The sequence below is a fragment of the Actinokineospora sp. UTMC 2448 genome (assembly GCF_024760565.1).
In the GTDB taxonomy this organism is placed as follows: Bacteria; Actinomycetota; Actinomycetes; order Mycobacteriales; family Pseudonocardiaceae; genus Actinokineospora; species Actinokineospora fastidiosa.
In genome coordinates, this window is sequence record NZ_CP031087.1 from 4,855,630 (window position 1) to 4,882,105 (window position 26,476).

Genomic DNA, 26,476 nt, shown 5'->3' on the forward strand with positions numbered 1-26,476 from the left:
CTTCTACAGCCTCCAGTCAGCTTCCAGCAGGTCGATCTCGTCCTGGGTCAGCGTGACCAGAGCGAGGTCGGACGGGGTGTAACCGCCGGTGTCCTTGGCCGAGGCGATCGCGGTCAGCGCGCGGAACCAGGTCTCGGCGATGTCGCGCACGTCGGTCTCGGCGAGCAGGGCGGCGGGCCAGGTCCAGGTGGCGACCAGGCCGTCGTCGGTGTGCGCGTTCAGCTCCAGCGCGTGGCCGAACGGCGCGTCGGGGTCGGTGCCGCCGCCGATGCCGTCCTCGGCTGGCGACCACGGGCCGTCGCCGCGTTCGAGCCTGCCCAGGTAGTTGAACGCCAGGCGGGGCGCGGGGAGGGCGGCGAGCACGCGGGACGTCTCGGGGTTGAGGTGGCGCAGCAGGCCGTGGCTCAGCGCGGGCAGGGCGCGGATCTGCTCCTTGACCGCCTTGATGGCCTGGCCCGCCTGGGCGACGTCGACGACGCCCGGGTCGAGGCGCAGCGGGTGCAGCGTGGTGAACCAGCCGACCGTGCGCGACAGGTCCTGTCCCTCGCTCTCCTCGCGGCCGTGGCCTTCGAGGTCCAGCAGCAGGTCGGTGCGCCGGGAGCCGGTGCGGCGCCTGCGCCAGTCGGAGACGGCGACGGCCAGGCCGGTGAGCAGGACGTCGTTGACCCCGGCGTGGTGGGCGGCGGGGACCGTGGTCAGCAGCGCCTGGGTGGTGTCGGCGTCGAGGGTCAGCGTGATGGCCCGCTCGGTGGCGCGGGTGTGGCCGGTGGGGTCGGCGCTGTCCAGCGGGTCGGGGCTGGGGTCCTTCGCCAGGACCTCCGTCCACAGTGGCAGCTCGGCGACGCGGTTGGGCAGGGTGGCCTGCTCGCGCAGGTGCTCCGCCCAGCCGCGCAGCGAGGTCTGGACGGGCTCCAGCGGCTCCCCGGCGTAGGCCTTGGCCAGGTCGTCGATCAGGACGCGCCAGGAGACGCCGTCGACGACGAGGTGGTGCACGCGGATGCGGACGTGCCCGTCGACCAGGGCGACGTCGACCATGCGGCCCGCGTCGGGGTCGAGGCCGCTGTGCAGGTCGGCCTTGCTACCGGGCGGGTCGATGCGCAGGTGCCACTCGCGGCCGCGCACCAGCCGGGCGCGAAGGGCGTCGTGGTGGTCGATCAGGCGTTGGACGGCCTGGTCGAGCTTCTCCGGGGTGATGTCGTCGGGAGCGCGCAGAAGCATGGACTGGTGGAACTCGCCGATGGGCCCGCCCTGCTCGCGCAGCCACTCGATGATCGGGGTGCCGGGGACGCGGCCGACGCCGTTGTCCGCCTTGACGGCCTGGGTGAGCGGCCGGGCCACCCTGGCCAGCGCCTCCACCGTCTTGTGCTCGAACACCTCGCGCGGGGTGATCGCCAGCCCGGCGGCGCGGGCGCGGCTGACCAGCTGGATGGAGACGATGCTGTCGCCGCCGAGGTCGAAGAAGCTCTGGTCGGCCGCGACGTCGGACAGGTTCAGCACCTCGGCGAAGAGGCCGCAGAGCAGCTGCTCGACGTCGGTCTCGGCGTCCCGTCCGTCGGCGGTGTACTCCGGGGCGGGCAGGGCGCGGCGGTCGAGCTTGCCGTTGGGGGTCACCGGGAACTCGTCCATGACGACGAACGCCGCGGGGACCATGTACTCGGGCAGCTTGTCCTGGGCGTGCGCCCTGAGGTCGGCGGGGGCGTCGAGGACGACATAGGCGACGAGCTGGCGGACGCCGGGACGGTCCTCGCGGGCGAGCACGGCGGCCTGGCGCACGTTCGGGTGGGCGGCGAGCACGGCCTCCACCTCGCCGGGCTCGATCCGGAAGCCGCGGATCTTGACCTGGTCGTCGGCGCGGCCGACGAAGCGCAGCTGGCCGTCCTTGGTCCACTTGGCCAGGTCGCCCGTGCGGTACATCCGGGTCCCGGCGTCGAACGGATTGGCCACGAACCGCGCGGCGGTGAGCGCGGGACGGTTGAGGTAGCCGCGGGCGAGGCCGTCACCGGCGACGTAGAGCTCGCCGGCGACCCCGGGCGGGACCGGGCGCAGGCTGGCGTCGAGCACGTAGTTGCGCGTGGCGATGACCGAGGTGCCGATGGGCGGAACGTCGTCCGCGGCGTGCAGGGGGTCGCTCATGGAGGTGCAGACCGTGGACTCGGTCGGACCGTACGCGTTGATCATGCTGCGGTTCCGCGACCAGCGGGCGACGAGCTCGGCGGAGCAGGCCTCGCCCGCGGAGACGATGGTCCCCGTCGGGATGTCCACTTCAGACATAGCCGCGAGGGCGACCGGCGGGATGGTCGCGTGGGTGATCCCGTGCTGGTTGAGGACCTCGGCGAGCGGGGCGCCGGGCAGCAGCCGCTCCTTGGGCGCCAGCACCAGGGTCGCCCCGGTCAGGAGCGCTTGGGCGATCTCCCAGAAGGCGGCGTCGAAACTCGCCGAGGCGAACTGCAACACCCGCTTCCCCGGCCCGACCCCCAGCCGCTGCCGTTGCGTGGCCACCAGAGCGGCGACGCCTTGGTGAGTGACGACGACCCCCTTGGGGCGGCCGGTGGAGCCGGAGGTGTAGATGAGGTAGGCGGGGTGGGCTACTTGGGGCTGTGCGGTTGCTCTAGAGGCTGCGGTTTCCCCTTGCTGGGGGGTCTGGGTTTCCCTGGCTGTGCCCGGGACCGCGGCTTGGGCAGGGTGGCCTCCTTGGGGCTCTTCAGCTGTCCCCAAAGCCGAGGTTCCCTCTTGCTGGCGGGCGGGGCGGTCTGTCTGCATTTCCCCGGCTGTCGCCGGGACCACGCTTTCCCCTTGACCGGCAGGGTGGCCTGCTTGGAGCCCCCCGGCTGTCCCCAAGACCGCACTTTCCCCTTGACGACGGGCCGGTTGTTCCTCACTCGGAGCGTGCGGCGTGGCCAGGGAGCGCGATTGAGTGGCGACCTTCGCGTCATTCCCGCTACCACCCTGTACTTCCGCGATCACCTGCGGCCCGGTTATCCACAGCCGCGGCTGCTCCCCCTCTTGACAGACTCCGAATCCCGTACCCTGGAAAGAAAGGGCCGGATTGCCCCCGGTTGGGGCGGGGCGTGTCCACGTGTGTGGGGCGGAGGGAGGCGTCGCTGTGTGGGGGGTGGCGGGAAGCGTCCACCTGTGGGGGGTGGAGGGGGGCGCAGTGATGGTGAGGATCGGGCGGGCGTCGTCCAGCATGTAGGTGATGCGGTCGGGGGGATAGTCGGGGTCTACCGGGAGGTAGGCGGCGCCGGATTTGAGGACGGCCAGGAGGGCTACCACCATCTCGGGGGAGCGGGGGACGGCTACCGCCACGAAGTGTTCGGGGGTGGCGCCGTGGGTGCGGAGGACTTCGGCCAGGGCGGTTGAGCGGTGGTCCAGTTCGGCGTAGGTGAGGGATTCATCCTCGTAGCGCACGGCTTCGGTGTCTGGGGTGGCGGCTGCCTGGGCGGCGAAGAGGGCTGGGACGGTGGTGGGGGTGGGGTGGGGCCCGGTGGCGTTCCAGGTGGTGAGGACCGTCCGTTGTTCCTCGGGGGTGAGGATGGCGGCGGAGCTGATGGGGGCCGTGGGGTCGGTGGTCACGGACTCCAGGAGGCGGACGTAGCGGGCGGCGATAGTGCGCACGGTGTCCGGGTCGAACAGGTCAGTGCGGTACTCGATGAGGCCGTCGATGCCGTGGGCGGTCTCGGTCAGCTCGACGGCCAGGTCGAAGCGGGCGGCTCCGGTGTCCACTCGGGACATGGTGACGTCGAGGCCGGGGAGGCCGAAGGTGCTCGCGGCGTTGTTCTGCAGGATCAGCATGACCTGGAACAGCGGGTGCCGCGACAGCGACCGGTCCGGGGCCAGGGCGTCGACCAGGCGCTCGAAGGGGACGTCGGCGTTGGCGAATGCGGCGAGGTCGGTGTGGCGGACGCGGGCCAGCAGGTCGGCGAAGGCGGGGTCGCCGGAGGTGTCCGTGCGGAAGACGAGGGTGTTGACGAAGAAGCCGATCAGGTCCGACAGCGACTCGTCGGTGCGGCCCGCCACCACGCTGCCGATGGGGATGTCGACGCCCGCGCCCAGTCGGGTGAGCAGGGCGGCGAGACCGGCGCGCAGGACCATGAACAGGCTGGCGTTGTGGTCGCCCGCCAGCGCCCGCAGCCGGTCGCACAGCTCGGCGGGGATGGCGAACGCGCACGTGGCGCCGCTGTGGTCGGCGACCGCCGGGCGCGGGCGGTCGGTCGGGAGGTCGAGCTGGTCGGGTATGCCCGCCAGCTCCCGCGACCAGTGCGCGAGCTGGCGCGAGACCAGCGTGTCGTCGAGCAGGTCGCGCTGCCAGAGGGCGTAGTCGGCGTACTGGACCGGCAGCGGCGACCACTGCGGCTCCCGGCCCGCCGCCCTGGCCCCGTACGCGGTGGCGAGGTCGGCCGCCAGCGGGACCAGCGACCAGCCGTCACCGGCGATGTGGTGCAGGACAAGCACCAGGACGTGCCGGTCCGGGCCGACGGACGTCAGATGCGCGCGCAGCGGCAGGTCGGCGGCGAGGTCGAACGGCGCGCCCACCCCGCCGTCGCCGATGATCAGTTCCGGGGACCGGTCGGTGATCGCCTGGTACGGGACCCCGTCGTGCTCGGCGATGACGGTCCGCAGCACCTCGTGGCGCCGGGCCAGGTCCGCCAGCGCCAACCGCAGCGCGGGGACGTGCAGCCTGCCGTTGATCTCCAGCGCGTACGGCAGGTGGTAGGCCGCGTTCGGGCCGTTGAGCCGGTCCAGGAACCACAGCGAGCGCTGCGCCGCCGACAGCGGCACGCGCTCGGGCCGGGGGCGCGGCCGCAGCGCCGGACGGGCGGGCGGCGCGGTCTCCACGGCCTCGGCCAGCGCCGCGGGGGTCGGCGCGTCGAACACCGCGCGCACGGTCAGCTCGCGCCCGAGCCCGGCGCGGACACGGCTGGTCAGCCGGGTCGCCAGCAGCGAGTGCCCGCCCAGGGCGAAGAAGTCGTCGTCGACGCCCACGTCGGCGACACCCAGCAGCTCACCGAAGAGTCCACAGAGGACCCGCTCGGTCTCGGTGCGCGCCGCCCCGCCCGCCCCGGAGACGACGACCGGGTCCGGGAGGGCCGCGCGGTCGAGCTTGCCGTTCGGGGTCAGCGGGAACGCCGAGAGCGCCACGAACGCGGCCGGGACCATGTACTCGGGCAGCTTCGCCGCGACGTGCTCGCGCAGGTCGGCGGGCGGCTCCGGGGTCACGCACGGCGTGTTGTGCGCGGGCCGGTCCGCCCGCGGCAGGCGGGAGAAGGGCCGGGCCCCGATCAGGACGTCGAACGACCCGCGCGGGTCATCGGCGCAGAACGTGGCGGTCGCGCGGTGGCCGAGGCCTTCGACGAACGCCAGCACGTCCTCCGGGTCCACGCCCGGGTCGGGGTTCACCAGCGCGTCCAGGACGTCGACGAGCTCGGCGCCCCCGGCCAGCGCGGACGCGGCGGCCACCTCGCCCGCCGCCCGGGCGTTCGGCACGCCGGTCACCCGGACCGGCCCCGCGATCGCCCGCAGGTCGTCCAGACCCGTCCACGGCACGGTCGCCACGTCGTCGGGCGATTCGGGGCGGGTGTGCAGGATGACGTCGTAGCGGAAGCGGCTCAGCTCGTTGTCGTACCGGCCGCGCTTGAGCCGGACCTCGGCCCCGGTGATCCCCGGGACGGCCAGCCCGGTGAAGAACGCCGGGTCGAGCAGCAGTTCCTCCTCGGCGGCGGCGGCCGCGCGGGCGTCGGCCAGCAGCCGGTCCGCGCCGCGGTTGCCGTCGCCGCGCCGCAGCCGGACGGCCACGTGCAGCTCGGTCAGCAGCGCGAGGTTGCGCACGTCGCCCAGGAAGACCGTCCCGCCGGGGACGAGCAGGCGCGCGGCCTTGGCGAGCACGTCCAGCAGGTAGTCCGCGCTCGGGAAGTACTGCGCGACGGAGTTGATCACGACGGTGTCGTAGCCCGGCGCCAGCCGGTCGATCTCGTGCGCGGCGCCGACGTGCAGCTCGACGTTCTCCGACGCGCGCAGGCGGCTGATCGCGACCGGGGAGATGTCGATGCCCGCGTAGTGCTCGCAGTGCGGGGCCAGCTCGCTGAGCAGCAGCCCGTTGCCGACGCCGATCTCCAGCACGCGGCTGGGCGCGGTCTCCAGGATGGCCGCGACGGTGGCCGCGCGCCACTGCCGCATCTCCTCGACGGGGATCGGCTGACCGTCCTCCTGCGACGTCCACGCGGAGAAGTCGTCACCGGGTCGCTGCGCCTCATAGACGTGGTCGTAGACCTCGCGCCACTGGTCCACTCCCCCGTGCTCGGGCACGACGTACCCGACGAGGCTCGTGGCGCCGGACGCGTCGGCGCGGGCGGTGACGACCGCCTGGGAGACCTCGGGGTGCGCGGCGATGACCGCCTCGATCTCGCCCAGCTCGACCCGGTGCCCTCGGATCTTGACCTGGTGGTCGGCACGGCCGAGGAACTCCAGCTCCCCGTCCGGCGACCAGCGGACGACATCGCCCGTGCGGTACATCCGCGCGCCGGGCCCGCCGAACGGGTCGGCGACGAAGCGTTCCGCGGTGAGCGCGGGCCTGCGGTGGTAGCCGCGGGCCAGTCCCGCGCCCGCGATGTAGAGGTCGCCGGGCTCGCCGGGGCCGACCGGCCGCAGGTCGGCGTCCAGGACGTGCACCTGGGTGTTGGCGACGGGAGCGCCGATGGTCAGCGGCCCGTCCGCGCTCAACCGGGTCACGGTGGACCACACGGTCGTCTCGGTGGGGCCGTACAGGTGGGTGACGGACGCGCCGAGGTCGCACAGGCGGGCCGCGAGCGCGGGTGGCAGCGCCTCCGCGCCGACGAACACGCGCAGCCCGCGCACGGCGTCGGGGTCGTGGGCGACGATGGCCTGCCACAGGCTCGGCGTGGCCTGCAGCGCGGTGGCTCCGGTGGTCGCGATGAGCCGGGTGAGCGCGGCCGGGTCGCGCACGTCCTGCTTGTCGACCAGGACCAGCCGGGCGCCCGCGATCAGCGGCAGGTACAGCTCCGGCACGGCCATGTCGAAGGCGATGGTCGTGGGCGAGAGCAGCCGGTCGTCCGGGCCGAACCCGAACCACGGGCCGAGGGCGGCGACGAAGTTGGCCAGGGCCCCGCGCGGGATGACCACGCCCTTGGGGCGGCCGGTGGAGCCGGAGGTGTAGATGACGTAGGCGGGGTGGCGCTGGTCCACCGTCGCCGGGATGTCCATATCGGACGCCTCGATCGGCTGGTCCAGCCGGATGGCGGCGCCTGCGGCCAGGTGCGCGGTCTCCTCGGTCACCACGGAGAGCGCGGGCCGGGCGTCGTCGAGCATGAGCGCGACGCGGTCGGCGGGCTGCGCGGGGTCGAGCGGCAGGTAGGCGGCGCCGGACTTGAGCACGCCCAGGACGGCGACCAGCATGTCGACGCAGCGCGGCAGGGCGATCGCCACGAACGTCTCCGGCGCGGCGCCCCTGGCGACCAGCAGCCGGGCCAGGCGGTCGGCGCGGGCGTCGAGTTCGGCGTAGGTCAGCCGCTCGGCGCCGAGTTCGACGGCGATCGCGTCCGGGGTGGCCGCCGCCCGCCGCGCCACGAGCACGGACACGTCCACGTCCGGCACCTCGCGCGCGGTGTCGTTGCGCAGCGCGAGCAGTTCGAGCCACTCCGGCATCGTTGTCACCCTCTGGTCGTCGCTTTCGGACTGGGAGGTCGGGGCAGGCTCCGGCTCGCCCGGGGCCTGCCCCGCTCGGGCGGGCTACCAGCCCGCGGCCTCGCCCACCACCTGGTAGACACCCCGCAGGTTGACCATCCGGCCGAGCTCGGCCTGGTCGATGACGGTGGAGAACTGCTTCTCCAGCGAGGCGAGGATCTCGATGGCGCGCAGCGAGTCGGCGCCGTGGTCCTCCTTGAACAGGCTGGTCTCGGTGACCTCGTCGGCGTCGATCTCCAGGATCTCGCAGACGATTTCCTTGATCTGGTCCATGCGCTCGTCGACAGCGGCAGTCATTTTTCCATTCCCTTTCGGATCGGCGGAGCTATTACCAGTGTGTTGGTTTTCGTCGCGGTGGTGCCACCGCGTTTCCGGATGCTGCAGAATCAGGAGCCGATGAGGCTCTTGGGCCGCATGTCGGTCCAGTTCGCCTCGATGTATGCCACGCAGGACGCCCGGCCGGCCTCGCCGTGCACAACGGTCCAACCTGCGGGAACGGCCACGAACGACGGCCAGAGCGAGTGCTGGTTCTCGGCGTTGACCAGCACGAGGAAGGTGCCTTCTTCGTTGTCGAACGGGTTGGTCATGACATTTCTCCCTGGGATGTGCCGCGCAATTCGGCGGACAGGATGGCGCCGATCTCGGCGAGCGGGCCGGGTTTCATGAGGTCGTTGTGCTTGCGGTCGACGCGGCGGGTGATGATCCGGCCGTCGACATAGGGCCGCCAGGTTTCCGGGGTCGGCGAGATATCGATTTTGTCGAGCGTCGCGACGATCACGGTGGCATCGCCGCGGTACACCGGGGGCGCGCTTTCGTGCACCAGGTCGCGGTTGTTGGCGTAGATGCGGCCGATGGCCTCGATGTGCCGCTGCTCCAGGCTGGCCAGGGAGCTGCCGAGCTTGCGCAGGGTCGCCGACACCTTCTCGTGGGTCAGCGGCTTGCGGCCCAGGTGCCTGCGGTCGAAGCCGACCCAGCTCAGCAGGTCGGCCAGCACCTCCTGCTCGCCGATCTCGGCCAGCGTCTGCCCCGGGTAGGTGTCCAGGATGGCCAGCAGGCCGACATCGTCGCCCAGCCGCGCGGCCATGGAGTGCGCGAGCAGGCCGCCGGAGGAGTAGCCGAGCAGGTGGTAGGGGCCGTGCGGCTGGACCTCGCGGATCACCCGCAGGTAGTGCTCGGCGGCCTCGTCGAGGGACGCGGGCAGCGGCGCGGTGTCGTCGTCGAGGCCGACGGCCTGCAGCCCGTAGACCGGGTGGCCGCCCTCGATGTGCTTGATCAGCCCGGCGTAGCACCAGGCCAGGCCGCCCGCCGGGTGCACGCAGAACACCGCGGGCTTGTCCCCGTACGGGCGCAGCGGCAGGAGCACGTCGAGCGCGTCGCCGGTGCGGGCGTCGGCGTCGAGCCGGTCGACCAGGGTGGCCACGGTCGGCGCCTCGAAGACCGTGCGGATGGTGAGCGTGACGCCGAACGTCTCGCGGACCCGGCCGATGAGCCGGGTGGCCAGCAGTGAATGGCCGCCCAGGTCGAAGAAGTTGTCCTCGACACCGACCCGGGGCAGCCCGAGCACCTCGGCGAACAGCCCGGCCAGGATCTCCTCGCGCGGGGTCCTCGGCGCGCGGCCCGCGGTGGCCTTGACCTCGGGCGCGGGCAGGGCCTTGCGGTCGAGCTTGCCGTTGGGGCCGACCGGGAGCGCGGGCAGCGTGATGACCGCCGAGGGCACCATGTAGTCCGGCAGGGTCTCGGCGAGCGCGGCGCGGACGGCGGCCGCGTCGATGCCCGTGCCCGCGAGGTAGGCGACGATGCGCTGGTCGCCGGGCCGGTCCTCGCGGACCAGGACGGCGGCGGCGGCGACGCCGGGCTGCTTGGCCGCCACGGCCTCGATCTCGCCCAGCTCGATGCGCAGGCCGCGGATCTTGACCTGGTGGTCGGCGCGGCCGACGTAGTCGAGCTGGCCGTCGTCGGTCCAGCGGGCGAGGTCGCCGGTGCGGTACATCCGGCCGCCGGGCGGGCCGAACGGGTCGGCGACGAAGCGCTCGGCGGTCAGGGCGTGGCGGTCGTGGTAGCCGCGGGCCAGCTGCACGCCCGCCAGGTACAGCTCGCCGGTCGCGCCGACGGGCAGCGGGTTGAGCGCGGCGTCGAGCACGTAGGTGCGCGTGTTCCAGACCGGCGCGCCGATGTGCACGTCATTGCCCGCGCACTCCCAGGCGGTGACGTCGACGGACGCCTCCGTCGGGCCGTAGAGGTTGTGCAGCTCGACGCCGGGAAGCGTGCGGTGGAACCGCTCGACGGCGTCGGTCGGCAGGGCCTCGCCGCTGCAGACCACCCTGCGCAGCCCGGTGCACGCGGCCGCGCCCGGGTCGGCGAGGAACGCCTGGAGCATCGACGGGACGAAGTGGACGGTCGTCACCCCGCTGCCGACGATCAGCTCGGCGAGGTAGGCCGGGTCCTTGTGCCCCTCCGGCCGCGCCACGACGAGCGTCGCGCCCTGGATCAGCGGCCAGAAGAACTCCCAGACCGACACGTCGAAGCCCGACGGCGTCTTCTGGAGCACCCGGTCGCCCGGGGTGAGCCCGTAGCGGTGCTGCATCCACAGCAGGCGGTTGACGATGCCCTCGTGCGGGACCAGGACGCCCTTGGGGCGGCCGGTCGAGCCGGAGGTGTAGATGACGTACGCCGGGTTGGCGGGCTTCGGCGGCGTCAGGGCGGCGGTCGCTTCGGGGATGTCCTGATCGATGAGCAGGGTGGAGATCTCGTCGGGCAGGTCCGCGGCGGTGGCCGTGGTCGCGAGCAGCAGCGCGGGCCGGGCGTCGGCCAGGGTGAAGGCGATGCGGTCGCGCGGGTAGTCCGGGTCGATCGGGAGGTAGGCCGCGCCCGCCTTGAGCACGGCGAGCAGGCCGACGACGAGTTCCAGCGAGCGGGGGACGGCCAGCGCCACGATCCGCTCCGGACCGGCGCCGCGCTCGGCGAGGACCGCGGCCAGGCGGTCGGCGCGGGCGTGGAGTTCGGCGTAGGTGAGGGTCCGGCCCTCGAACTCGACGGCGACGGCGTCGTGGGTGTGGCGGTTCAGCAGGTCGGTGAGCGTGGCGGGCTCGACGTCGGCGTCCGTGCGGTTGAACGCCTCGACGACCTGCTCGCGCTCGCCCGGGAGGAGCGCGGGGACCGCGCCCACGGGGACGTCCGGGCCCGCCGCGGCCAGGTTGGCCAGGAACCGCACGAAACGGCGCTGGTGGGCGACGATCTCCCGCTCGGTGTAGAGGTCGGGGTTGGCGTCGAAGTCGATCTGCAGGCCCCGGCCGTCGCCGCGGTCGTACACGTTGACGGACAGGTCGTCGGACGGGCCGATGGACAGGTTGTGCACCAGGGCGCGGTGCTCGCCGAACTTGAGGTCGTAGTCGAAGATCATGACGTTGACCTCGGGCCCGACCAGGCGCTGGTCGCGGCTGCGGTCGCGGCGCAGGTCCTCGTAGCGGTAGCGCTGGTGGCGCATCGCGGCCTTCAGCCGGGCCGACGTGTGCCGCAGCAGCTCGCCCACGGTGGCCTCCGGGGCCGCGGCGATGCGCAGCGGGACCACATTGGACACCATGCCGGGGATCGACCTCGCCTTGCCGGTGCGCGTGGTGACCGGGAGGCCGAGGACCACCTCCGGCACGGAGGTGAACCGCTGCAGGTAGGCGGCGGTCGCGGCCATGACGACGCTCGGCCAGGTGACGCCGCACTCGCGCGCGAGGTCCTTGAGCGCGTCGGGCTCGTCGAGGTACTCGGTGTGCCGGACCAGGCCGTGCGCCATGCGCGGTGTGCGCGCGGCGAGGCTGGCGGGCTCGGGCGCGCCCTGGAGGGCCGCCGCCCAGTAGTCGCGGTCCTGCGCGAACCGGGCGGAGGCGCGGTACTCCGCGTCGAGTTCCAGGAGGGCGTCGAGCGGGAGGAACGGCGTCGGGCTCGGCGTCTCGCCGTTGATCAGCGCGGTGTAGACCTCCGCGATCCGCTGCGCGACGAGGGCGACGGTGTACCCGTCGACGACGACGTGGTGGTAGCGGTAGTAGAGGAGGTCGGCGTCGGGGAGCCGGTAGAGGGCGAAGTGATGCAGCGGCCCGGTCGCCGGGTCCACGGGCGTGCGGAGGTCGTCCCGCATGGCCCGCATGGCGGCGCGCTCATCGGTGTGGTGGGTGTGGAGCACGGTGTCGGGGACCGGCCGGATCACCTGCCGGGGCCCGTCGGCGTGCTCGATGACGCTCGCCCGCAGCGTCTCCGCCTCGCCGAGGACCCGCGTGATCGCCTTGTCCAGCACAGCGGCGTCCACACGGCCCGGGATGCGCAGATACTCCCCCGCGTTGTAGATCGGGTTGTCGGGATCGAGCTGCTGCGCGTACCAGATCCCCGCCTGAGCGGCGGTCAGCGCGCGTGGCCCGGTGTCGGACATGGCGGTTCACCTTCTGGGTTGGTTGTCCACGGCTCAGCCGCAGCCGCCCGCGTGGCCGAGGTCGCCGGTGGCGGCGAGGGCCGGGGTGTGGGCTTCGGCGGGGGTGGTGGGGTAGGCGGTGGCGCGGAGGGTGTCGATGAAGGCGGGCAGGCGGTCCAGGCCCCAGAACTTGTCGAAGCCGGTGGCGAAGAACGGGACGCCGAAGACGCCGTCCTGGGAGATGTCCAGCAGCGCGGCCAGCCCCCGCTCGCGGATCGCCGGGTCGTCCACGGCGTCGGCGAGGCCCCGGGGGTCGGTGTCGAGCTCCGCGGCGATCGTGGTGATCGTCAGCGGGTCGGAGATGTCCAGACCGAGCTCCCAGCGGGCGCGGTAGACCTCGGCGACGTACTCGCGGGCCAGGCCGCGGTCCGCGGCCACCAGGTAGCCCAGGTGGGCGACCTCCCAGCGCGGGGCGCGGTCGACCGGCCACGCGAAGGACAGGCCGCGGTCGGCGGCCAGGCGGCGCACGTCCTGGAGGATGTAGCGGTGCTTCTCCCGCGACATCGGGACGTACGGGAAGTCCCCGCCCGCCTCGGCCAGGACGTCGGCCATGGCGGGCTCCGGCTCCCAGAACGGCCGCCACTGCAGGGTGTCGGCGACGTCCGGGTGGTGGTCCATGAGGTCGCGGTACGCCAGCCACGAGTACGGGCTGCGGAACGAGAAGTACCAGCGGGGCGGTTTCCTGGCCATCGGCCCTCCTAGATGGTGATGCCGCCGTCGATCTGGAAGACCGCGCCGGTGATGTAGGCGGCGCGGTCGGACACCAGGTAGCCGACCAGGTCGGCGACCTCGCCCGGGGTGCCGAGGCGCCCGAGCGGGATGGACGCGACGGCCTTGTCCTTGACCTTGTCGGCGAGGACGGAGGTCATGTCGGTGTCGATGAAGCCGGGCGCGACGGTGTTGACCCGGATGCCGTAGCGGCCGACCTCCTTGGCCAGCGCGCGGCTGAAGCCGATCAGCCCGGCCTTGGTCGCCGAGTAGTTGGTCTGCGTCGGGTTCCCGTACACGCCCGCGACGGACGACAGCGTGACGACGCAGCCCTTGCGGCGCTTCATCATGTCGAACACCGCCGCCCGGCACACGTTGTACGTGCCGGTGAGGTTGGTGTCGACAACGTCGTGCCAGTCGTCGTCGCTCATCATCAGCAGCGGGTTGTCGCGGGTGATGCCCGCGGACGTGACCACGGTGTCCACCGGGCCCAGCTCGTCGGCGACCTCGGTCAGCATCGCCTTGACGGACGCGCCGTCGGCCACGTCCGCGCGCACGGCCCGCACGCGCGCCCCCAGCTCGCCTGCGTGCTTCTCCAGCTCGCGGGCGGCGTCGGCGTCGGAGCGGTAGCAGAACCCGACGTCGAAGCCGTCGGCGGCCAGCTTCAGCACGCACGCGCGGCCGATGCCCCGCGAGCCGCCGGTCACCAGTGCGACCCTGCTCATCATTTCCTCCCAAGGGAATCCGGCAGCAGCACCGACGCGGGGCGGAACGCCATGACGATGCGCGAGACGGTCAGCGCCGCCTCCCCGTCGACGGTGGAGCGGCCGGTGAACATGACGGTGTCGGTTAGCGCGCGGAACACCTCGACGTGGTGCTCGACGACGTCGCCGGGCATGACCGGGCGGTGGAACTCGATGCCGCTGATGCCGCCGAACAGCATCACCGTGCCGGTGAGCACGTCCGGGTTCGGCGACTCGCAGGTCGCCAGCACGCCCGCGGCCTGGCACCACGACTCGACCAGCAGCACCTGCGGGTAGGCCAGCTGCTCGGCGCGCAGGTCGTCGGGCAGGTCGGCGTACCAGGGCTCGTTGGCGGTGACCGCCTTGCGCGCGGTCAGCCGCTCCCCCGGCACCAGCTCGGTGACGGCGTCGACCAGCAGCATCGGGTACCGGTGCGGCAGGACGCGGCGGATGTCGGTGATCACGAAGGCACCTCCTGGTAGCGGAGCCGGACGGTGGCGGCGTCCCCGCGCGGGGAGGCGACCTCGGCTGCGCACCGCCACCCGCCGTCCACTTCGGACCACTTGATCGTCACCGTCAGCTCGTCGCCGGGGAACGTGGGGCCGGTGAACCGGGTCGACTCGATCGCGGCCAGCCGCAGCTCCCCCGGCGCGCTCGCCTGGGCGCTGCGGTGCACGCACTCGATGAGCCCCACGCCGGGGAAGATCGGGAAGCCCGGGTAGTGCCCGGCGAAGATCGGGTCGTCCGGGTCGAGCCGGATCAGCGCGCGTCCGTCGGCGGCCACGTGGATCGGCCCGCGGACCGGCGTGGTCATCGCAGCTTCTCCATCATGACCTCGTACGCGGCGTCGAGGCAGCTGATCCGCTTCAGCTCGCCCTCGCGCAGCCGCACGCCGTACTTCTTCTCCAGCACGACGACGACCTCCAGGGCCATCAGCGAGTCGACCTCGAGGTCGTCGACGAACGACGCCTCGTCGGTGACGTCGGCGGCGTCGAGCTCGAGCACGTCGGCGACGGTCTGACGCAGATCCTCTTTGTCCAGTGCGGTCGCGGTCATCGGTCTCTCCTTCTCCGGTTGGTTCAGTGCAGGCGCAGGACGGTGCAGCCGACGACGCCCTCCTGGTCGACCGCGGTCACCAGGGCGGTGCGCCCGGCGGCGGCGCGGTCGCGCTCGGCGAGGGCGAGCACGGCGGCGATCTGCATGGCCGCTGCCGCCCCCGCCGTGTCGCCGATGCCGGACAGGTCGGGCCGCACGCCGCCGTACCCGGCCAGCACCTCGGCCTCGCCGGGACCGGCGGTGCCGCAGGGCGAGACGGCCCAGACGTCGGCGGCCGTGGTGCCGGAGCGGTCCAGGGCGCGGCGGACGCAGGCGCGCAGGGCGTCGCGGTAGTCGGTGGCGAAGGCGCCGAACTCGACGGAGAGCACGTCGGCCAGGGCCCGGTCGGACCCGCCGTGCTCCACCTGCAGCATGGCGCAGCCCTCGCCGAGGACGGCGGTGTCGGTCGTCGCGCCGATGCGGTGCAGCCAGGCGCGGGCGGCGGAGTACTCCTCGACGGCCCCGCACAGCGCGGTGTTCGCGCGGCCGGTCAGCAGCAGCCTGCGGCCGTAGTTCAGCGCGTGCAGACCGGCGACCCGGCCGCCCGCGACGGTCGCGTTCGGACCGCGCAGCTGGTGCCAGATCGCGCACTGGCCCGCCGCGCAGTTCATCACCGTGTTCGGGAACCGGGACGGGTCGACGAAGAACGGCTTCTCGCTGGTCAATGAGTCCCGGGTGAAGTCCATCATGGACTGCGCGCTGCCGGTGGTGGTGCCGAGCACGAGCGCGGCGTGGTCGCCGGTCGCGGTCTCCCGGCCCGCGGGCTGGTCGTCGAGCATGCGCCCGACGGCGGCCACTGCCAGGCCGGTGGCGCGGTCCATCGAGCGGGTGCCCTTCTTACCGAGCGCGCCCGCCGCGGTGAAGTCGGGGACCAGGCAGGCGGTGTCGTCCGGGCCCGCCCACACCTGCTTGTCCAGCTCGGTGGCGGTGGCCGTGCGGGCGTGCAGGCCGTCGACGAAGGCGGCGCGGCCGACGCCGTACGGCGAGACCGCCGACCACGCGGTGATCACGGGGGCAGTGGCAGTGCTCACGGCCGGTTCTCCATTCGGGTCAGAGGAAACAGACTCGGGCGTAGTCGCCCCAGCGCCGGGCGAACTCCCCCGGCTCGGCGACGCCCACCCCGGGCAGCAGCGCGCCCACGCCGAAGGCGGCGATGTCGGGCCGCTCGACCCACACGGCGACGCCCTCGTCCTGCAGCCGCCGCAGGTCGCGGCCCGGGTCGGTGAGGGTGTCGAGCACGCGCCCGCCGAGCTTGATCGGCTCGACGCGCGCGTCGGCGGCGGCGTAGCCGACGGCGGGGCCGCGCAGCAGCAGGTCCATGCCCCCGAGCTGGCGGTGCAGTTCGACGGCGAGGTAGAGCGCGTCGAAGAACTGCTTCTCGACCGCACCCCGGTAGGCGCGCTCCATGATCGCCAGGGTCTCGCTCACAGCACACCCACCAGCACGGTCTTGGCCGCCGCGGCGACGTTGTCGGCGTAGCGGGCGGGGGCGCGCAGCGTGACCTGGGGCAGGTGGTCGACCGCGCCCCGGTCGTCGCTGCAGAAGCGGCAGCCGTACCAGAACAGCGTGTCCGGGTAGGCGGCGAGCAGGTCGGCGACCAGCGTCGCGGTGGTCGGGTAGTCGACCTCCCACTCGGCCAGGTTGCGCGGCTTGTGCTCGCCCAGGCCGCGCTGGGTCAGCAGGGTCGCGTAGCCGCACGTCCACACCTGCACCGAGCCGCCGCGCTCCAGCATCGCCTGCACCAGGCGCAGCGCCGTGGTGACGGTGTCGTCGGCGTGCGGGGCGCCCATCAGGGTCACCAGCACGTCCGTGCGGGGGACAGCGCGCATCAGTGCCACACCACCTTCACGGCGGGGTCGAGGAACAGCTCGGCGGGCTCGGTCAGATCGGCCCAGCGGGCGCCGTCCGGGAGGGGGAGCCCGGCGACGCCGCGCTGGGCCGCGGCGAAGCGGTCCACCAGGACCTCGGCACCCGCGGCCAGCAGCTCGGCCATGCCGCCCGCGATGAGCGGGACGGCGTCGGCGACGAGCAGCACCGTCACCGGCGCGCCCGTCCCGGCCAGCGCGGCGGCGTCGGCCAGGAACCGGTCGACGCCGGGTCCCGACCACGCCCCGCGCGAGGCGACCAGCAGGTGCCGGGTCATCACGCGCCCCGGAAGGCGTCCAGGACGCGCTGGTCGAAGGGCACCAGCTTCCAGTCGCGGCGGTTCTCGATCACCGCGTAGCCGTGGGTGATCGTGCCGGTGGAGGTCTGCACCAGGCGGCCGTCGCGCACGACGTAGGTGTCCATGCGGGAGCGGTAGGTGAAGTCCTTGAAGATCTCCTCGACGGTGTAGACGGTGTAGAGGTCCTCCTCCATCAGCGCCTCGTCCAGGAACTCGATCTTCGAGTGCGGCACGACCGGGATCCACCTGCGGTCGTCGAGCAGCGTCTTGATGGAGATGCCGCGCGCGGCCAGGAACAGGTCGACGACCTCCTCCATCTGCCGCAGGTAACCCGACATCTGCAGGCGCTCGTTGTTGTGGCAGTAGGGGTAGGGGATGCGCCACTTCCACCCGAAGGAGTTGCTGCCCTCGGTCAGGTGCGCGAGCACCGGGTCGTCCGAGGTGCCCCGGCCCAAGGCCAGCGCGGTCGTCTGCGCGGGCGTCACCTCGGCGCCGGGCTCGGCGGTGGCGATCCGGTCGACGGCGAGGGCCGCCAGGTCGGCGGGGAGGTCGTCGGTCGGGTCGATGTAGGTGTCCTTGCGCAGGGCCACCCGCACCTTCGAGGTGACGTCCTTGGTGGCGCCGCCCTCCTTGACGATGGTGACGGCGAAGCGCAGGTCGCCCAGCGGCTCCACGGTCGCGACGCCCACGTCGTCGAGGTGGAAGGCGTTGAGGATGCGGGTGTCGATGGCGACGATGTCCACCCCGAGCCCGAACTCCTCGTACAGCCGCCTGCTGGAGAGCCCCGACTGCCGGAAGTGCTCCAGCACGGCCTCCTCGACCAGGTAGTTGACGTGCTTGAAGCCGATCCAGGTGCAGATGTTGTTGCCCTCGTACCGGGGGCGCAGCGCCACCGTGGTGGGCTGCGAGAGCAGCGCCTGGGTGACGGACTCGGCTACGGCGGTCATCGGGTGGTCTCCCCTACTGGTAGTGAGTGGACGAATCGGGTGATCTCGGCGGCGAAGCGCTCGGGGCGCTCGGCCATCAGGAAGTGGCCGCAGTCGGGCAGCACCCGGGCCCTGGCGTTCGGCAGCGCCGCCGCCAGCGCGCGGGCCTCGGCGGGCAGGGCGGCGAAGTCGTTCTCCCCGGACAGCACCAGAACGGGCGTGGTCACCCGGTCGAGGCGCAGCCAGGGGGTGGCCAGGTAGGTCTGGAAGAACCGGGTCCAGCCGTAGGGGCCGACCAGGTCGCGCACCCGCAGCGCCAACTCCCGCCGCACACCCGGGCTGAGCCGCTGCCCGCCCTGCGCGCGGATGCCGTCCTCCATGATCAGGTGGAAGTCGTTGAGGTAGCGGGCGATGTCGGCCCACTCGAAGCCCTCCGGCTCGGCCCGGTAGAACGGCGACACCAGCACGATGCCGCCGACGCCGAGCTCCGGCGTGCGGTCGAGGAGCGAGAGCAGCAGGTTCGCCGAGAACGAATGCGCCACGACAACCAGATCGCCCCGACCAGGGCTTTTCACGCCCGTGGAATATTCGTTTGCCACCCCGAACGCCTGTTCGATAGCGTTGTTCTCGTGGGGGCTCGCCCCCGGTGCGGGTGGGGACTGTCCTGGGGCCGTGTCGATCAGGTGGGGTGTGGGGCTCGCGAAGTGGTCGGCGACGGGGTCGGGCGCGGGAGTCGCGAGGGCGTTGACTGCTTGGGCTATCCAGTCGGTGAGGTCGCCTCGGTGCGACCAGCCTGCGACGCCCTCGCCGCGCCACGGGAGGTCGGCGGCCCAGGTGGCGCAGCCGGTGTCGTGGTCGGTGAAGTTCTGCCAGACGGTGGCGCTGTTGGCCAGGCCGTGCAGGAGCAGGAGCCTGCCGTGCTCGCCGTGCCGGACGCGGCGGAGCACGATCGGGAGGTCCAGCGTGGTCGTCATGGCCGCAGCACCAGGCCCGCGGTGGCCTCGGCCGCGCCCGCCAGGGCGTACACCGGGCCCGTGCCGCCGCCCTCGAACCAGCCGATCGCGGCCGCGCACTGGAGCACGCCGTGGGCGCCGGAGGTGACGCCCCAGGTCTTGGCCAGGTCGTAGCGGGGCACGCCGGGCAGCGCCGTGCTCTCCCCCTCGGGCGCGTGCCACAGCGCCGGGGTGTCGCCGTCGGCGAGCTTGGCCAGGGTCCGGTCGATCGCACCCGTGCGCGCGTAGCGGCCGATGGTGGCGCGCACGACCGCTCCCCGCTCAGCCGCGGCGTCGGCGTCCTCCAGGAGAACGCCCACCGCGCCGTCGATCGCGCGCCTGCCGCCGAGCAGCTTGCGGACCGGCTCGTTGTCCGGCTCGACGCCGACCACCAGCATCCGGGGCGCGCGACCGGCGGCGATCATCGTGGTGGCCCAGTGGATGGCGTCCAACCCGGACGTGGCCCCGTTGCACACCATCAGGTTCGGCCCGCGCAGCCCGAAGCGGATCGCGATCGAGGTGGCGATGACGTTGCTGGACGCGTTCGGCAGCCCCATCGGGCTGGTGCCCATCGTGGACTCCGCCGCGATGGTGTCCAGCGCCTCCACGACGGTGTCCACGTTGCCCAGGTTCGAGCTGGCGACGACACCGACCGTGCGGTCGGCGACGGTCAGCTCCTTCTCGCGCAGCAGACCCGCGTCGCGCAGCGTCGCGTCGGCGGCGCAGTAGCCGAGCTGGGTCGCGCGGTCCTTGTAGCGCAGGCCCTTCTTGCCGATCCGCGTCTCCGGGTTCACCGGCTCCGCGGTGTGGGCGACCGCGGTGAGCAGGCTCTGCGGCGAGCTCGCCCTCGGCAGGGTCACGCCCACCCCGGTCACGACAACCCGCCTCATCGAACCGCCTCCACGATCGCCACCGCGTTGATGCCCCCGAACCCGAAGGCGTTGAGCTGGGCCACGGCCAGGTCGGCCTGCTCGGCAGCGCCGCGCACGAACCGGAACCGCGCGGCCTCGTCCACCGGCTCGGTGAGCCCGACGGTCGGCGGCACGATCCCCGCCGCCAGCGCCTCGAGGCCGACCACCAGGCCCATCAGCCCGGACGCGCCCGAGGTGTGGCCGGTCATCGACTTGATCGCGGTCATCAGCGGCCCGTTGACTTGCTCGCCGTAGACCTCGCCCATCGCGGTCGCCTCGACCTCGTCGTTGAGCAGCGTCCCGGTGCCGTGCAGCATCACCAGGTCCACGTCCTCCGGCTTGACGCCAGCGAGCTCGTGCGCGGCGCGCATGGCGGTCGCGATGCCCTGCGGGTCGGGCGCGGTCACGTGGTAGGCGTCGCAGTTGGCCGACACGCCGCGCAGCAGGCCGCGCACGCGGCCGGTCGCCTCGCGCCGCACGACGATCGCGGCGGCGCCGTCGCCCATGAGCACGCCGGTGCGGTTGCGGTCGAACGGGCGCACCCGGTCCGGCGGGACTGCGTGCACGCGCTCCAGGAGGCCGTGCATGCTCTCGGTCAGCACGTCGACCCCGGCCACGATGACCGTGTCCGCGGCGTCCAGCGCCATCAGGTCGGTGCCCATGGCCAGCGCGTAGAGCGAGGCCGCGCAGGCGTTGGAGAAGGTGTAGGTGACCTCGGCGCCCAGCTCGGCCCGCAGCGCGGTGCCGAAGTGCAGGTCGTCGGCGCTGAACGGCACGCCGTCGCGCCACCACAGCTCCAGCGAGCGCAGCTCGCGCAGGCCGGTGCCGACCAGAATCGGGATGTCGGTGAGGTCGTCGATGCCCGCGTCGGCGGCGGCCTCGCGGATCGCGGCGACGAGGATGTCGGTGGCCCGGTGCGGGACGTCGACGCCGGGGGCGGGCCGGTCGTCGATCTCGTAGGCGCTCTTGGCCCGGTACGGCCCCGGGTCGAACCCGCGCAGCGGGTGCAGCCCGGTCGTGCCCGCGCAGAGCGACCTGAACAGCTCGTCGACGCCGCGGCCCACGCTCGCGACCGCGCCGGAACCGGTGATGTACCAGCTCATGATGTGCGCTCCTGGTGCTTGCCGAGGATGATGACGGCGTTGTTGCCGCCGAACGCCAGTCCGTTGTTCTGCACGATCCGCAGGTCGGCGGGCACCGCGTGGTTGGGAACGCAGTCCACGTCGCACTCGGGGTCGGTCTCGGTGTGGTTGATCGTCGGCGGGATGAAGCCCTCGGTGATGGCCAGCGCGCACGCGATCGCGGCCAGCGCGCTCGCCGCGCCCATGGTGTGGCCGATCATCGACTTGATGGAGATCGTGCGCGGCGGCGCGTCGCCGAAGACCTGCCGGATGGCGCGGGACTCGGTGACGTCGTTGGCCTTGGTGCCGGTGCCGTGCGCGGAGACGAGGTCCACCTCCTCCGGCTTGACGCCCGCGTTGGCCAGCGCGCGGCGCATGCACTCGGCGACGCTGTCCTGCTTGGGCGCGACCTGGTGGTAGGCGTCGCAGTTGAGGCCGTAGCCCAGGACCTCGGCGTAGATGCGCGCGCCGCGGGCCAGCGCGGACTCCAGCGGCTCCAGCACGAGGATGCCCGCGCCCTCGCCGGTGAGGATGCCCTTGCGGTCGACGTCGAAGGGCTGGCAGCGCTCGGGGGCGATGGTGCCCAGCCGGTAGAAGCCGGTGAACGTCTTGCGGCACATGGCGTCCGCGCCGCCGCAGAGCGCGAACTCCGCCTCGCCGGAGCGGACCGCGTCGAAGCCGTAGCCGATGGCGTAGTTGCCCGCCGCGCACGCGGTCGGTAGCGTCACCGCTTCCACATCGGACAGTCCCAGCTCCTGCGCGATGGCGGAGGACAGTCGGCCGGCGGGCACGCGCGCCACCTGCACCGGGTCCATCCGCTCCGCGCCGTGGCGCACCTCGGTCTCGACCAGCTGGTCGAGGTCGCGGGACTCGCCGTCGGTGGTGCCCACGGAGATGACGCCGTGGCGCCTGCGCAGCTCGGCCGGGTCGAGACCGGCGTCGCGCACGGCCATCCCGGCTGCGGCCACGGAGAACTGCGTCGCCCGGCCCAGCTCGCGCGGGTCGAGGACGTCCATCCAGCGCTCGGGCTCGAAGTCGGTCACCTCGCAGCCGCCCGCGTGCGCGTATCCGGTGGTGTCGAACATCGAGATCGGCCGCGCGCCGCTGCGGCCGCCGCGCAGGCCGTCGACGAACTCGGCCGCGCCGGTGCCGATGCTGGAGAACACACCGAGTCCGGTGATCACCACCCGGCGGCTGTCCTTGTCGGACGAAGCTGGTGTCATGGGGATGCTCCGCGGTGTCGGTTGCTTGGGTTCACCTACTACTTCACCGCGCCGCGGGACGCGCTTCAACGCGCTTGCATCATGCTGCACTGGTCCGAAAAGGACAAAGCCGCGACCGGGAGTCCCGGTCGCGGCTTCAGGCAGGGGTGTCTCAGATAAGTCCAAGTTGGACAGCACGCACGCCAGCCTGGAAACGGCTGCGCGCCTTGAGCTTCGCCATCGTCCCGGCGACATCGTTGCGCACTGTCCGAACGCTCACGCCGATGCGCCGGGCGATGGCGTCGTCTGTCAGGCCGTCGGCGAGCAGACGCAGGACCAGCTCGTTGCGCGCGTCGGCGGGCGGTGTCTCGGGTTTGGTGCGCGCCGCGGTCACCTCGACCCCGCGCGCCCACAGCCGTTCGGCGGCACGGCTGAGGGAGTCCAGGGCGCGGGCGCCGCGGATGACCCCCGCGTGCCCCTGTTCGTCGTGCAGGACGGCGGTGATCCCGTCGACCACTGTGGCGCGCATGGGGACGGCGTCGACAACGCGGGGGGCCGACCAGCGCGCGGCCAGCCACGCGGCATGCTCGGCGGCCCCGGGCTCCTCCAGGATGGCCGAGCTCCACACCGCGCGGAGCGTGGCGCCGCGGCGCAGCACGGCCTCGGCGACCTGGCGGGAGAACTCGAACGAGCCGGGGAGGTAGGCGGGCACCAGCTGGACGACCTCGCTCTTGACCGAGGCGGTGAGCCGCTCGACGTAGGCGACGGCGTCGTCCAGACCGGAGAAGGCCTTGGGGCGCTCGGTGGCGTAGCGGGCGACGTCGACCGCGCTCTGCGAGCCCCGCGAGCGCCGGGCCGCGAGCGCGGGCAGCGCAAGGGCCGGGTCGACGGCGCGCAGCGCGTCGGGCAGTTCCGCGGACGCGGCCACCAGGCCGTCGGCGATCAGCTCGGTCACCACCGCGTCGAGCTGGTCGACCGGCCAGCCGAGCCGGTCGGCGAGGTCTTCGCGGACCCAGTGGCGGGCCCGCAGCATCGTCCGGTAGACGGTGTCCGCGGCCTCGTCGAGGCCGGGCCCGGGCCGGATGGCCATCGCGGTCATCGCGGCTCACCGCCTCCGGTGGTTCGTAAGGACGCTGACTGCCGCTGCATTGGCGTACCCCTTCCCGCACCACAACCTTACAGCAGTCATGACTGTAAGAGCGACGTCAGCGGTTCGTCAATGACTACCGAGAAAACAATCAGGTACGGTAACCCGGCAACACGGTGGGTAACCACTTCAGTTTAGCCTGGTCATAACCCTGCGATTGGTTCAGATGGCCGCACAGGAACGCGGCGGATCGGCGCAGTCCAGGGTCAGTCATGATGACCGGGAGTAAACGTCAGGATGACCGGATCTCATCGATCTCGCGCCAGAGCTGCGTGGCCAGGCGGTAGGCGGACAGCTGCTCGCACAGCTCGGCGGCCGAGCGCAGCGCGTCGATGGCCTCATCGGTGCGGCCCAATGCGCGCAGGGCCCGGCCGCGGGTGCGACGCAGGCGGACACGGTCACCCGTGGAGAGCCCGTCGGGGATGTCCGCGGTCAGTTCCAGCGCCAGCTCGGGATTCCCGCAGAGCAGCGCGTAGCGCGCCTCGACGCTGATCGCGCGGTCGCGCTCGCCGGGGATGTCCATCAGCTCGAGGGCCGAGCGCATCCAGGCGACGTAGGTCTCGATCTCGGCGAGGTCGCCGTCGGCCTCCAGCAGCGCGGACGCCGCGGCGCCCGCGAAGCGGCCCCACTCGCGGATGGAGGTGTCCGGGTGGGCCAGCATCGTCTTGGCGTGGCGGATGTGGGCCTGCGCGCGCTCGCCGTCGCCGACGCGGGCGTAGGCGATGGACGCCGCCCAGTGCGATCGGCCGAGGACGGTGCGGTTGCCCAGCTTCTCCGCCACGGCGAGCATCCGGTCGACCAGGGCGTAGATGTCGCCGGTCTCGCCGGAGTCGACCCGCACCGACAGCAGGATGCCCAGCGCGCGCACGTGTTCGGGGCTGTCGGCCAGCTCCGTGCGCGGCAGCACCGCGACCGCGCTCTCGGCCAGACCGAGGGCCTCGCCGAGGTTGCCCCGGTCGCGGGCGGCGGTCGCCATGTCCAGGCGCAGCTTGACCAGCAGTTCCTCGACGCCGAAGTCCTCGGCGACCCGGACGAGGTCGGTCAGCAGGGTGTAGCGCGCCTGGTGGTCGGCGCGCTGGTGGAGCACGTCCTGCAGGGCGATCCCGTGCTCGAGGACGGCGGCCGGGGAGCCGTCGCGCACGGCCGCGGCGTAGACCTGCTCGTGGCGGGCCTGGGCCTCGTCCAGCGCGCCCACGTCGAGCGCGCTGCGCACGAGCACGTTGTGCACCAGCTCGCGGTTGCGCTCCGCGCGCCGGTCGGCGGTGTCGGCGCGGACGGGCACGGCCTCGCCCACGAGGTCCTCGACGGGCACGTCAAGGACCTGGGCGATCTCCAGCACCACTTCCAGGGTCGGCACCCGCGCGCCGGACTCCAGCAGGGAGATGTAGCTGGGATTGACCACGTTCCCCGCGACGTCGCGCTGCGACAGCCTGCGTTCCTGCCGCAGCTTCCGCAGCCGCTGCCCGAACTCCGGTTGCCGGATGCCGACGATGCTCACTCGACCGACTTTCTCTAGCCGTGACCCCGGGGGTCACCGGTATTACAGGTCATCAACCCGCCCTGTCAGGTTGTAAAGGCAACCATAACTGGAGTCGATCTCTCCGCACAAGCCCGGATCCGAAACGGTCTCACGGTTAGGCGGCCTGCGGCACCGGCTCAACCAGCCACGGCCAGTCGCTCGGGTCGGCCGTGGTCATCGTGGCCTCGGTTAACTTGCCCGGAACCTGGGCGAATTCGGCGGCGGCGGGCAGGACGCCGCCCAGCACGACGCCAGCAGCCAGCACGGCGCCCGCCACGAGGCGGCGGAGCTGGCGGACGCAGGGGTGGCGGACTTCGTTTACTGATGTCATAGCCACTGTCTAATCGACCAGCAGTAACGCGGACAACCGGAGGTGCAGGATGAGGCAACTACCAGTTAATGGGGTGACAAACGCTCAGATGTCCGTTTTGTGGTGCAACTAGCTGCACGGGACCCCGCACCCTGGGTCACCCCGCCCTACGCTGGCCGCAGAACACGTGACGAGAGGACCACGATGCTGGACCGTCCGGCCGCGCCCGAACGCACCGCCCGTCCCTGGTTCGGCTACGCGACGGCCGCCTGGGCCTTCGCCTTCGCGCTCATCCACCTCTACTGGGCGTTCGGCGGCGGGCTCGGCCTGCCAGCCGGGTTCTCGGTCCCGGACAACACCGCGCTGCTGATCATCGACATCGTGGCGGTCCCGCTGTGCGTGGCGGGCGGCCTGCTCGGCCTGGCGCTGGTGCGGCCGTGGGGCGCGCGCTTCCCGCGCAGGCTGCTGCTCGTCGCCGCGTGGGGGATGTGCGCGCTGTGCCTGGTGCACTCCGTGCCGACGGTCATCTCGGCGGCGATCGTGCTGGCGCGGGGCACGCAGGACACGCTGTCGCTGCCCGAGCAGTTCAGTTACTTCGGCTATGAGCCGTACTGGTTCGTCGGCGGGCTCGTCGTGGGCCTCGCCGCCCTGGTCTACCAGCGGGAGCGGTGACATGCGGCTGGACGACGTGCTTCCGCGCTGGCAGTTCGGCGAGCACCACGACATCGCGTTCAGCGGGTCGGTGGCGGCCGTCGAGCGGGTGACCTGGCGGGAGGTCCCGCTGTTCCGGGCCCTGCTGTTCGCCGGGTCCCTCGGCCGCACCCGCATGCCCGCCGACCGGCCGTTCCTGACCCAGCTGACCGCTGGCGGCTTCACCGTGCTGTCCCGGACCCCGGACGCGCTGGTCGTCGGGGCGGTCGTGCGGGTCGGCGACCAGACCGGCCCCGTGCCGCTCGGCGACGACCCGGCCGCGACCTTCCGCGCCGTCGACGAGCCCGGGCACTACAAGGTGGCGTTCGACTTCCGCGTCCAGGACGGCGTGCTGCGCACCGAGACCCGGGTCCTGGCCACCGACGAGGACACCCGCCGCCGTTTCCGCAGGTACTGGCGCCTCATCCGCATCCCCAGCGGCCTCATCCGCACGGAGTGGTTGCGCGCGGCGCGACGGAGGTCGGCATGAGCGGCTGCCCTCGACAGACCACCGAACCGGGACGGGCCGCGGTGCGACGGGGGTCGACATGAACGGACGGTTCCGACCGATCACTGGACCGAGACGGGGCCGCGGTGCGACGGGGGTCGACATGAACGGACGGTTCCGACGGACCACCGGACCGAGGCCAGTGGCGGCACGCCCCGCACCCGGGCGGCCCGGAGCGGCCGTGCCCGTCGCGGCGGAGGTCGGTTTGGGCGAATGGTTGCGAGAGATCACCGGGGCCAGGGAAGGCGCGGCACGCCTCCCGCACCCGGGCGGCGCGGAGTGGTTGCGG

General features: G+C 72.7%; 23 protein-coding genes. 2 read left to right on the forward strand and 21 right to left on the reverse strand.

Annotated elements, in window-relative coordinates:
* Positions 1-3 precede the first annotated feature (3 nt).
* The 21 genes from Actkin_RS21980 to Actkin_RS22080 all read right to left on the reverse strand — a co-directional run bounded on the left by Actkin_RS21980 (position 4) and on the right by Actkin_RS22080 (position 25,010).
* The gene (locus tag Actkin_RS21980) at positions 4-7,659 is read right to left on the reverse strand and encodes a non-ribosomal peptide synthetase (protein ID WP_258904101.1); all 7,656 of its coding nucleotides are present in this window, start codon (positions 7,657-7,659) and stop codon (positions 4-6) included.
* 84 nt (positions 7,660-7,743) lie between these two features.
* A complete protein-coding gene (locus Actkin_RS21985) occupies positions 7,744-7,995 on the reverse strand; it encodes an acyl carrier protein (RefSeq protein ID WP_189211300.1) in 252 nt (83 codons plus the stop codon).
* An 89-nt stretch (positions 7,996-8,084) separates the two neighbouring features.
* The gene (locus Actkin_RS21990) at positions 8,085-8,285 is read right to left on the reverse strand and encodes an MbtH family protein (RefSeq protein ID WP_258904102.1); all 201 of its coding nucleotides are present in this window, start codon (positions 8,283-8,285) and stop codon (positions 8,085-8,087) included.
* On the reverse strand, positions 8,282-12,112 hold the full coding sequence (locus tag Actkin_RS21995) for a non-ribosomal peptide synthetase (protein ID WP_258904103.1): 3,831 nt from the start codon (positions 12,110-12,112) through the stop codon (positions 8,282-8,284). Before Actkin_RS21995 ends, Actkin_RS21990 begins: the two co-directional genes overlap by 4 nt.
* Positions 12,113-12,145: 33 nt before the next feature.
* Positions 12,146-12,841, reverse strand: a complete 696-nt coding sequence (locus Actkin_RS22000; RefSeq protein WP_258904104.1) for a 2-hydroxychromene-2-carboxylate isomerase — start codon at positions 12,839-12,841, stop codon at positions 12,146-12,148.
* An 8-nt stretch (positions 12,842-12,849) separates the two neighbouring features.
* Positions 12,850-13,584 (reverse strand): 3-oxoacyl-[acyl-carrier-protein] reductase, encoded by a 735-nt coding sequence (fabG, locus tag Actkin_RS22005; protein ID WP_189211304.1) that lies wholly within the window; start codon positions 13,582-13,584, stop codon positions 12,850-12,852.
* Positions 13,584-14,066, reverse strand: a complete 483-nt coding sequence (locus Actkin_RS22010; RefSeq protein ID WP_258904105.1) for a 3-hydroxyacyl-ACP dehydratase FabZ family protein — start codon at positions 14,064-14,066, stop codon at positions 13,584-13,586. Before Actkin_RS22010 ends, fabG begins: the two co-directional genes overlap by 1 nt.
* Complete coding sequence (locus Actkin_RS22015; protein WP_258904106.1) at positions 14,063-14,416, reverse strand: 3-hydroxyacyl-ACP dehydratase FabZ family protein; 354 nt, start codon at positions 14,414-14,416, stop codon at positions 14,063-14,065. Before Actkin_RS22015 ends, Actkin_RS22010 begins: the two co-directional genes overlap by 4 nt.
* Positions 14,413-14,658: an acyl carrier protein gene (locus Actkin_RS22020; protein WP_258904107.1), complete on the reverse strand. Its 246-nt coding sequence runs from the start codon at positions 14,656-14,658 to the stop codon at positions 14,413-14,415. Before Actkin_RS22020 ends, Actkin_RS22015 begins: the two co-directional genes overlap by 4 nt.
* A gap of 23 nt (positions 14,659-14,681) precedes the next feature.
* Positions 14,682-15,728, reverse strand: coding sequence for a beta-ketoacyl synthase N-terminal-like domain-containing protein (locus Actkin_RS22025; RefSeq protein ID WP_258904108.1), 1,047 nt, complete (start codon positions 15,726-15,728; stop codon positions 14,682-14,684).
* Between the two features lie 19 nt (positions 15,729-15,747).
* Positions 15,748-16,125 (reverse strand): hypothetical protein, encoded by a 378-nt coding sequence (locus tag Actkin_RS22030; RefSeq protein ID WP_229786969.1) that lies wholly within the window; start codon positions 16,123-16,125, stop codon positions 15,748-15,750.
* Positions 16,122-16,526 (reverse strand): hypothetical protein, encoded by a 405-nt coding sequence (locus Actkin_RS22035; protein ID WP_258904109.1) that lies wholly within the window; start codon positions 16,524-16,526, stop codon positions 16,122-16,124. Before Actkin_RS22035 ends, Actkin_RS22030 begins: the two co-directional genes overlap by 4 nt.
* A complete protein-coding gene (locus Actkin_RS22040) occupies positions 16,526-16,840 on the reverse strand; it encodes a hypothetical protein (RefSeq protein ID WP_258904110.1) in 315 nt (104 codons plus the stop codon). The genes Actkin_RS22035 and Actkin_RS22040 overlap by 1 nt, the downstream gene beginning before the upstream one ends.
* On the reverse strand, positions 16,840-17,808 hold the full coding sequence (locus tag Actkin_RS22045) for a thioesterase family protein (RefSeq protein WP_189211309.1): 969 nt from the start codon (positions 17,806-17,808) through the stop codon (positions 16,840-16,842). Before Actkin_RS22045 ends, Actkin_RS22040 begins: the two co-directional genes overlap by 1 nt.
* Entirely contained in the window at positions 17,805-18,761 is a 957-nt protein-coding gene (locus tag Actkin_RS22050; protein ID WP_258904111.1) for an alpha/beta fold hydrolase, read from the reverse strand. The genes Actkin_RS22045 and Actkin_RS22050 overlap by 4 nt, the downstream gene beginning before the upstream one ends.
* On the reverse strand, positions 18,758-19,669 hold the full coding sequence (locus Actkin_RS22055) for a beta-ketoacyl synthase N-terminal-like domain-containing protein (RefSeq protein WP_258904112.1): 912 nt from the start codon (positions 19,667-19,669) through the stop codon (positions 18,758-18,760). Before Actkin_RS22055 ends, Actkin_RS22050 begins: the two co-directional genes overlap by 4 nt.
* The gene (locus Actkin_RS22060) at positions 19,666-20,793 is read right to left on the reverse strand and encodes a beta-ketoacyl synthase N-terminal-like domain-containing protein (RefSeq protein ID WP_258904113.1); all 1,128 of its coding nucleotides are present in this window, start codon (positions 20,791-20,793) and stop codon (positions 19,666-19,668) included. The genes Actkin_RS22055 and Actkin_RS22060 overlap by 4 nt, the downstream gene beginning before the upstream one ends.
* Positions 20,790-22,034, reverse strand: coding sequence for a beta-ketoacyl-[acyl-carrier-protein] synthase family protein (locus tag Actkin_RS22065; protein ID WP_189211313.1), 1,245 nt, complete (start codon positions 22,032-22,034; stop codon positions 20,790-20,792). The genes Actkin_RS22060 and Actkin_RS22065 overlap by 4 nt, the downstream gene beginning before the upstream one ends.
* Positions 22,035-22,185: 151 nt before the next feature.
* Positions 22,186-23,112: a LuxR C-terminal-related transcriptional regulator gene (locus tag Actkin_RS22070; protein WP_258904114.1), complete on the reverse strand. Its 927-nt coding sequence runs from the start codon at positions 23,110-23,112 to the stop codon at positions 22,186-22,188.
* Between the two features lie 280 nt (positions 23,113-23,392).
* A complete protein-coding gene (locus Actkin_RS22075) occupies positions 23,393-24,658 on the reverse strand; it encodes a helix-turn-helix domain-containing protein (RefSeq protein ID WP_189211315.1) in 1,266 nt (421 codons plus the stop codon).
* A 136-nt stretch (positions 24,659-24,794) separates the two neighbouring features.
* Positions 24,795-25,010 (reverse strand): hypothetical protein, encoded by a 216-nt coding sequence (locus Actkin_RS22080; RefSeq protein WP_258904115.1) that lies wholly within the window; start codon positions 25,008-25,010, stop codon positions 24,795-24,797.
* Between the two features lie 183 nt (positions 25,011-25,193).
* Here Actkin_RS22080 and Actkin_RS22085 point away from each other — a divergent pair, with 183 nt between their 5' ends.
* Positions 25,194-25,661: a DUF3995 domain-containing protein gene (locus Actkin_RS22085; protein ID WP_189211317.1), complete on the forward strand. Its 468-nt coding sequence runs from the start codon at positions 25,194-25,196 to the stop codon at positions 25,659-25,661.
* A gap of 1 nt (position 25,662) precedes the next feature.
* The gene (locus tag Actkin_RS22090; protein WP_258904116.1) at positions 25,663-26,169 is read left to right on the forward strand and encodes a hypothetical protein; all 507 of its coding nucleotides are present in this window, start codon (positions 25,663-25,665) and stop codon (positions 26,167-26,169) included.
* Positions 26,170-26,476 lie beyond the last annotated feature (307 nt).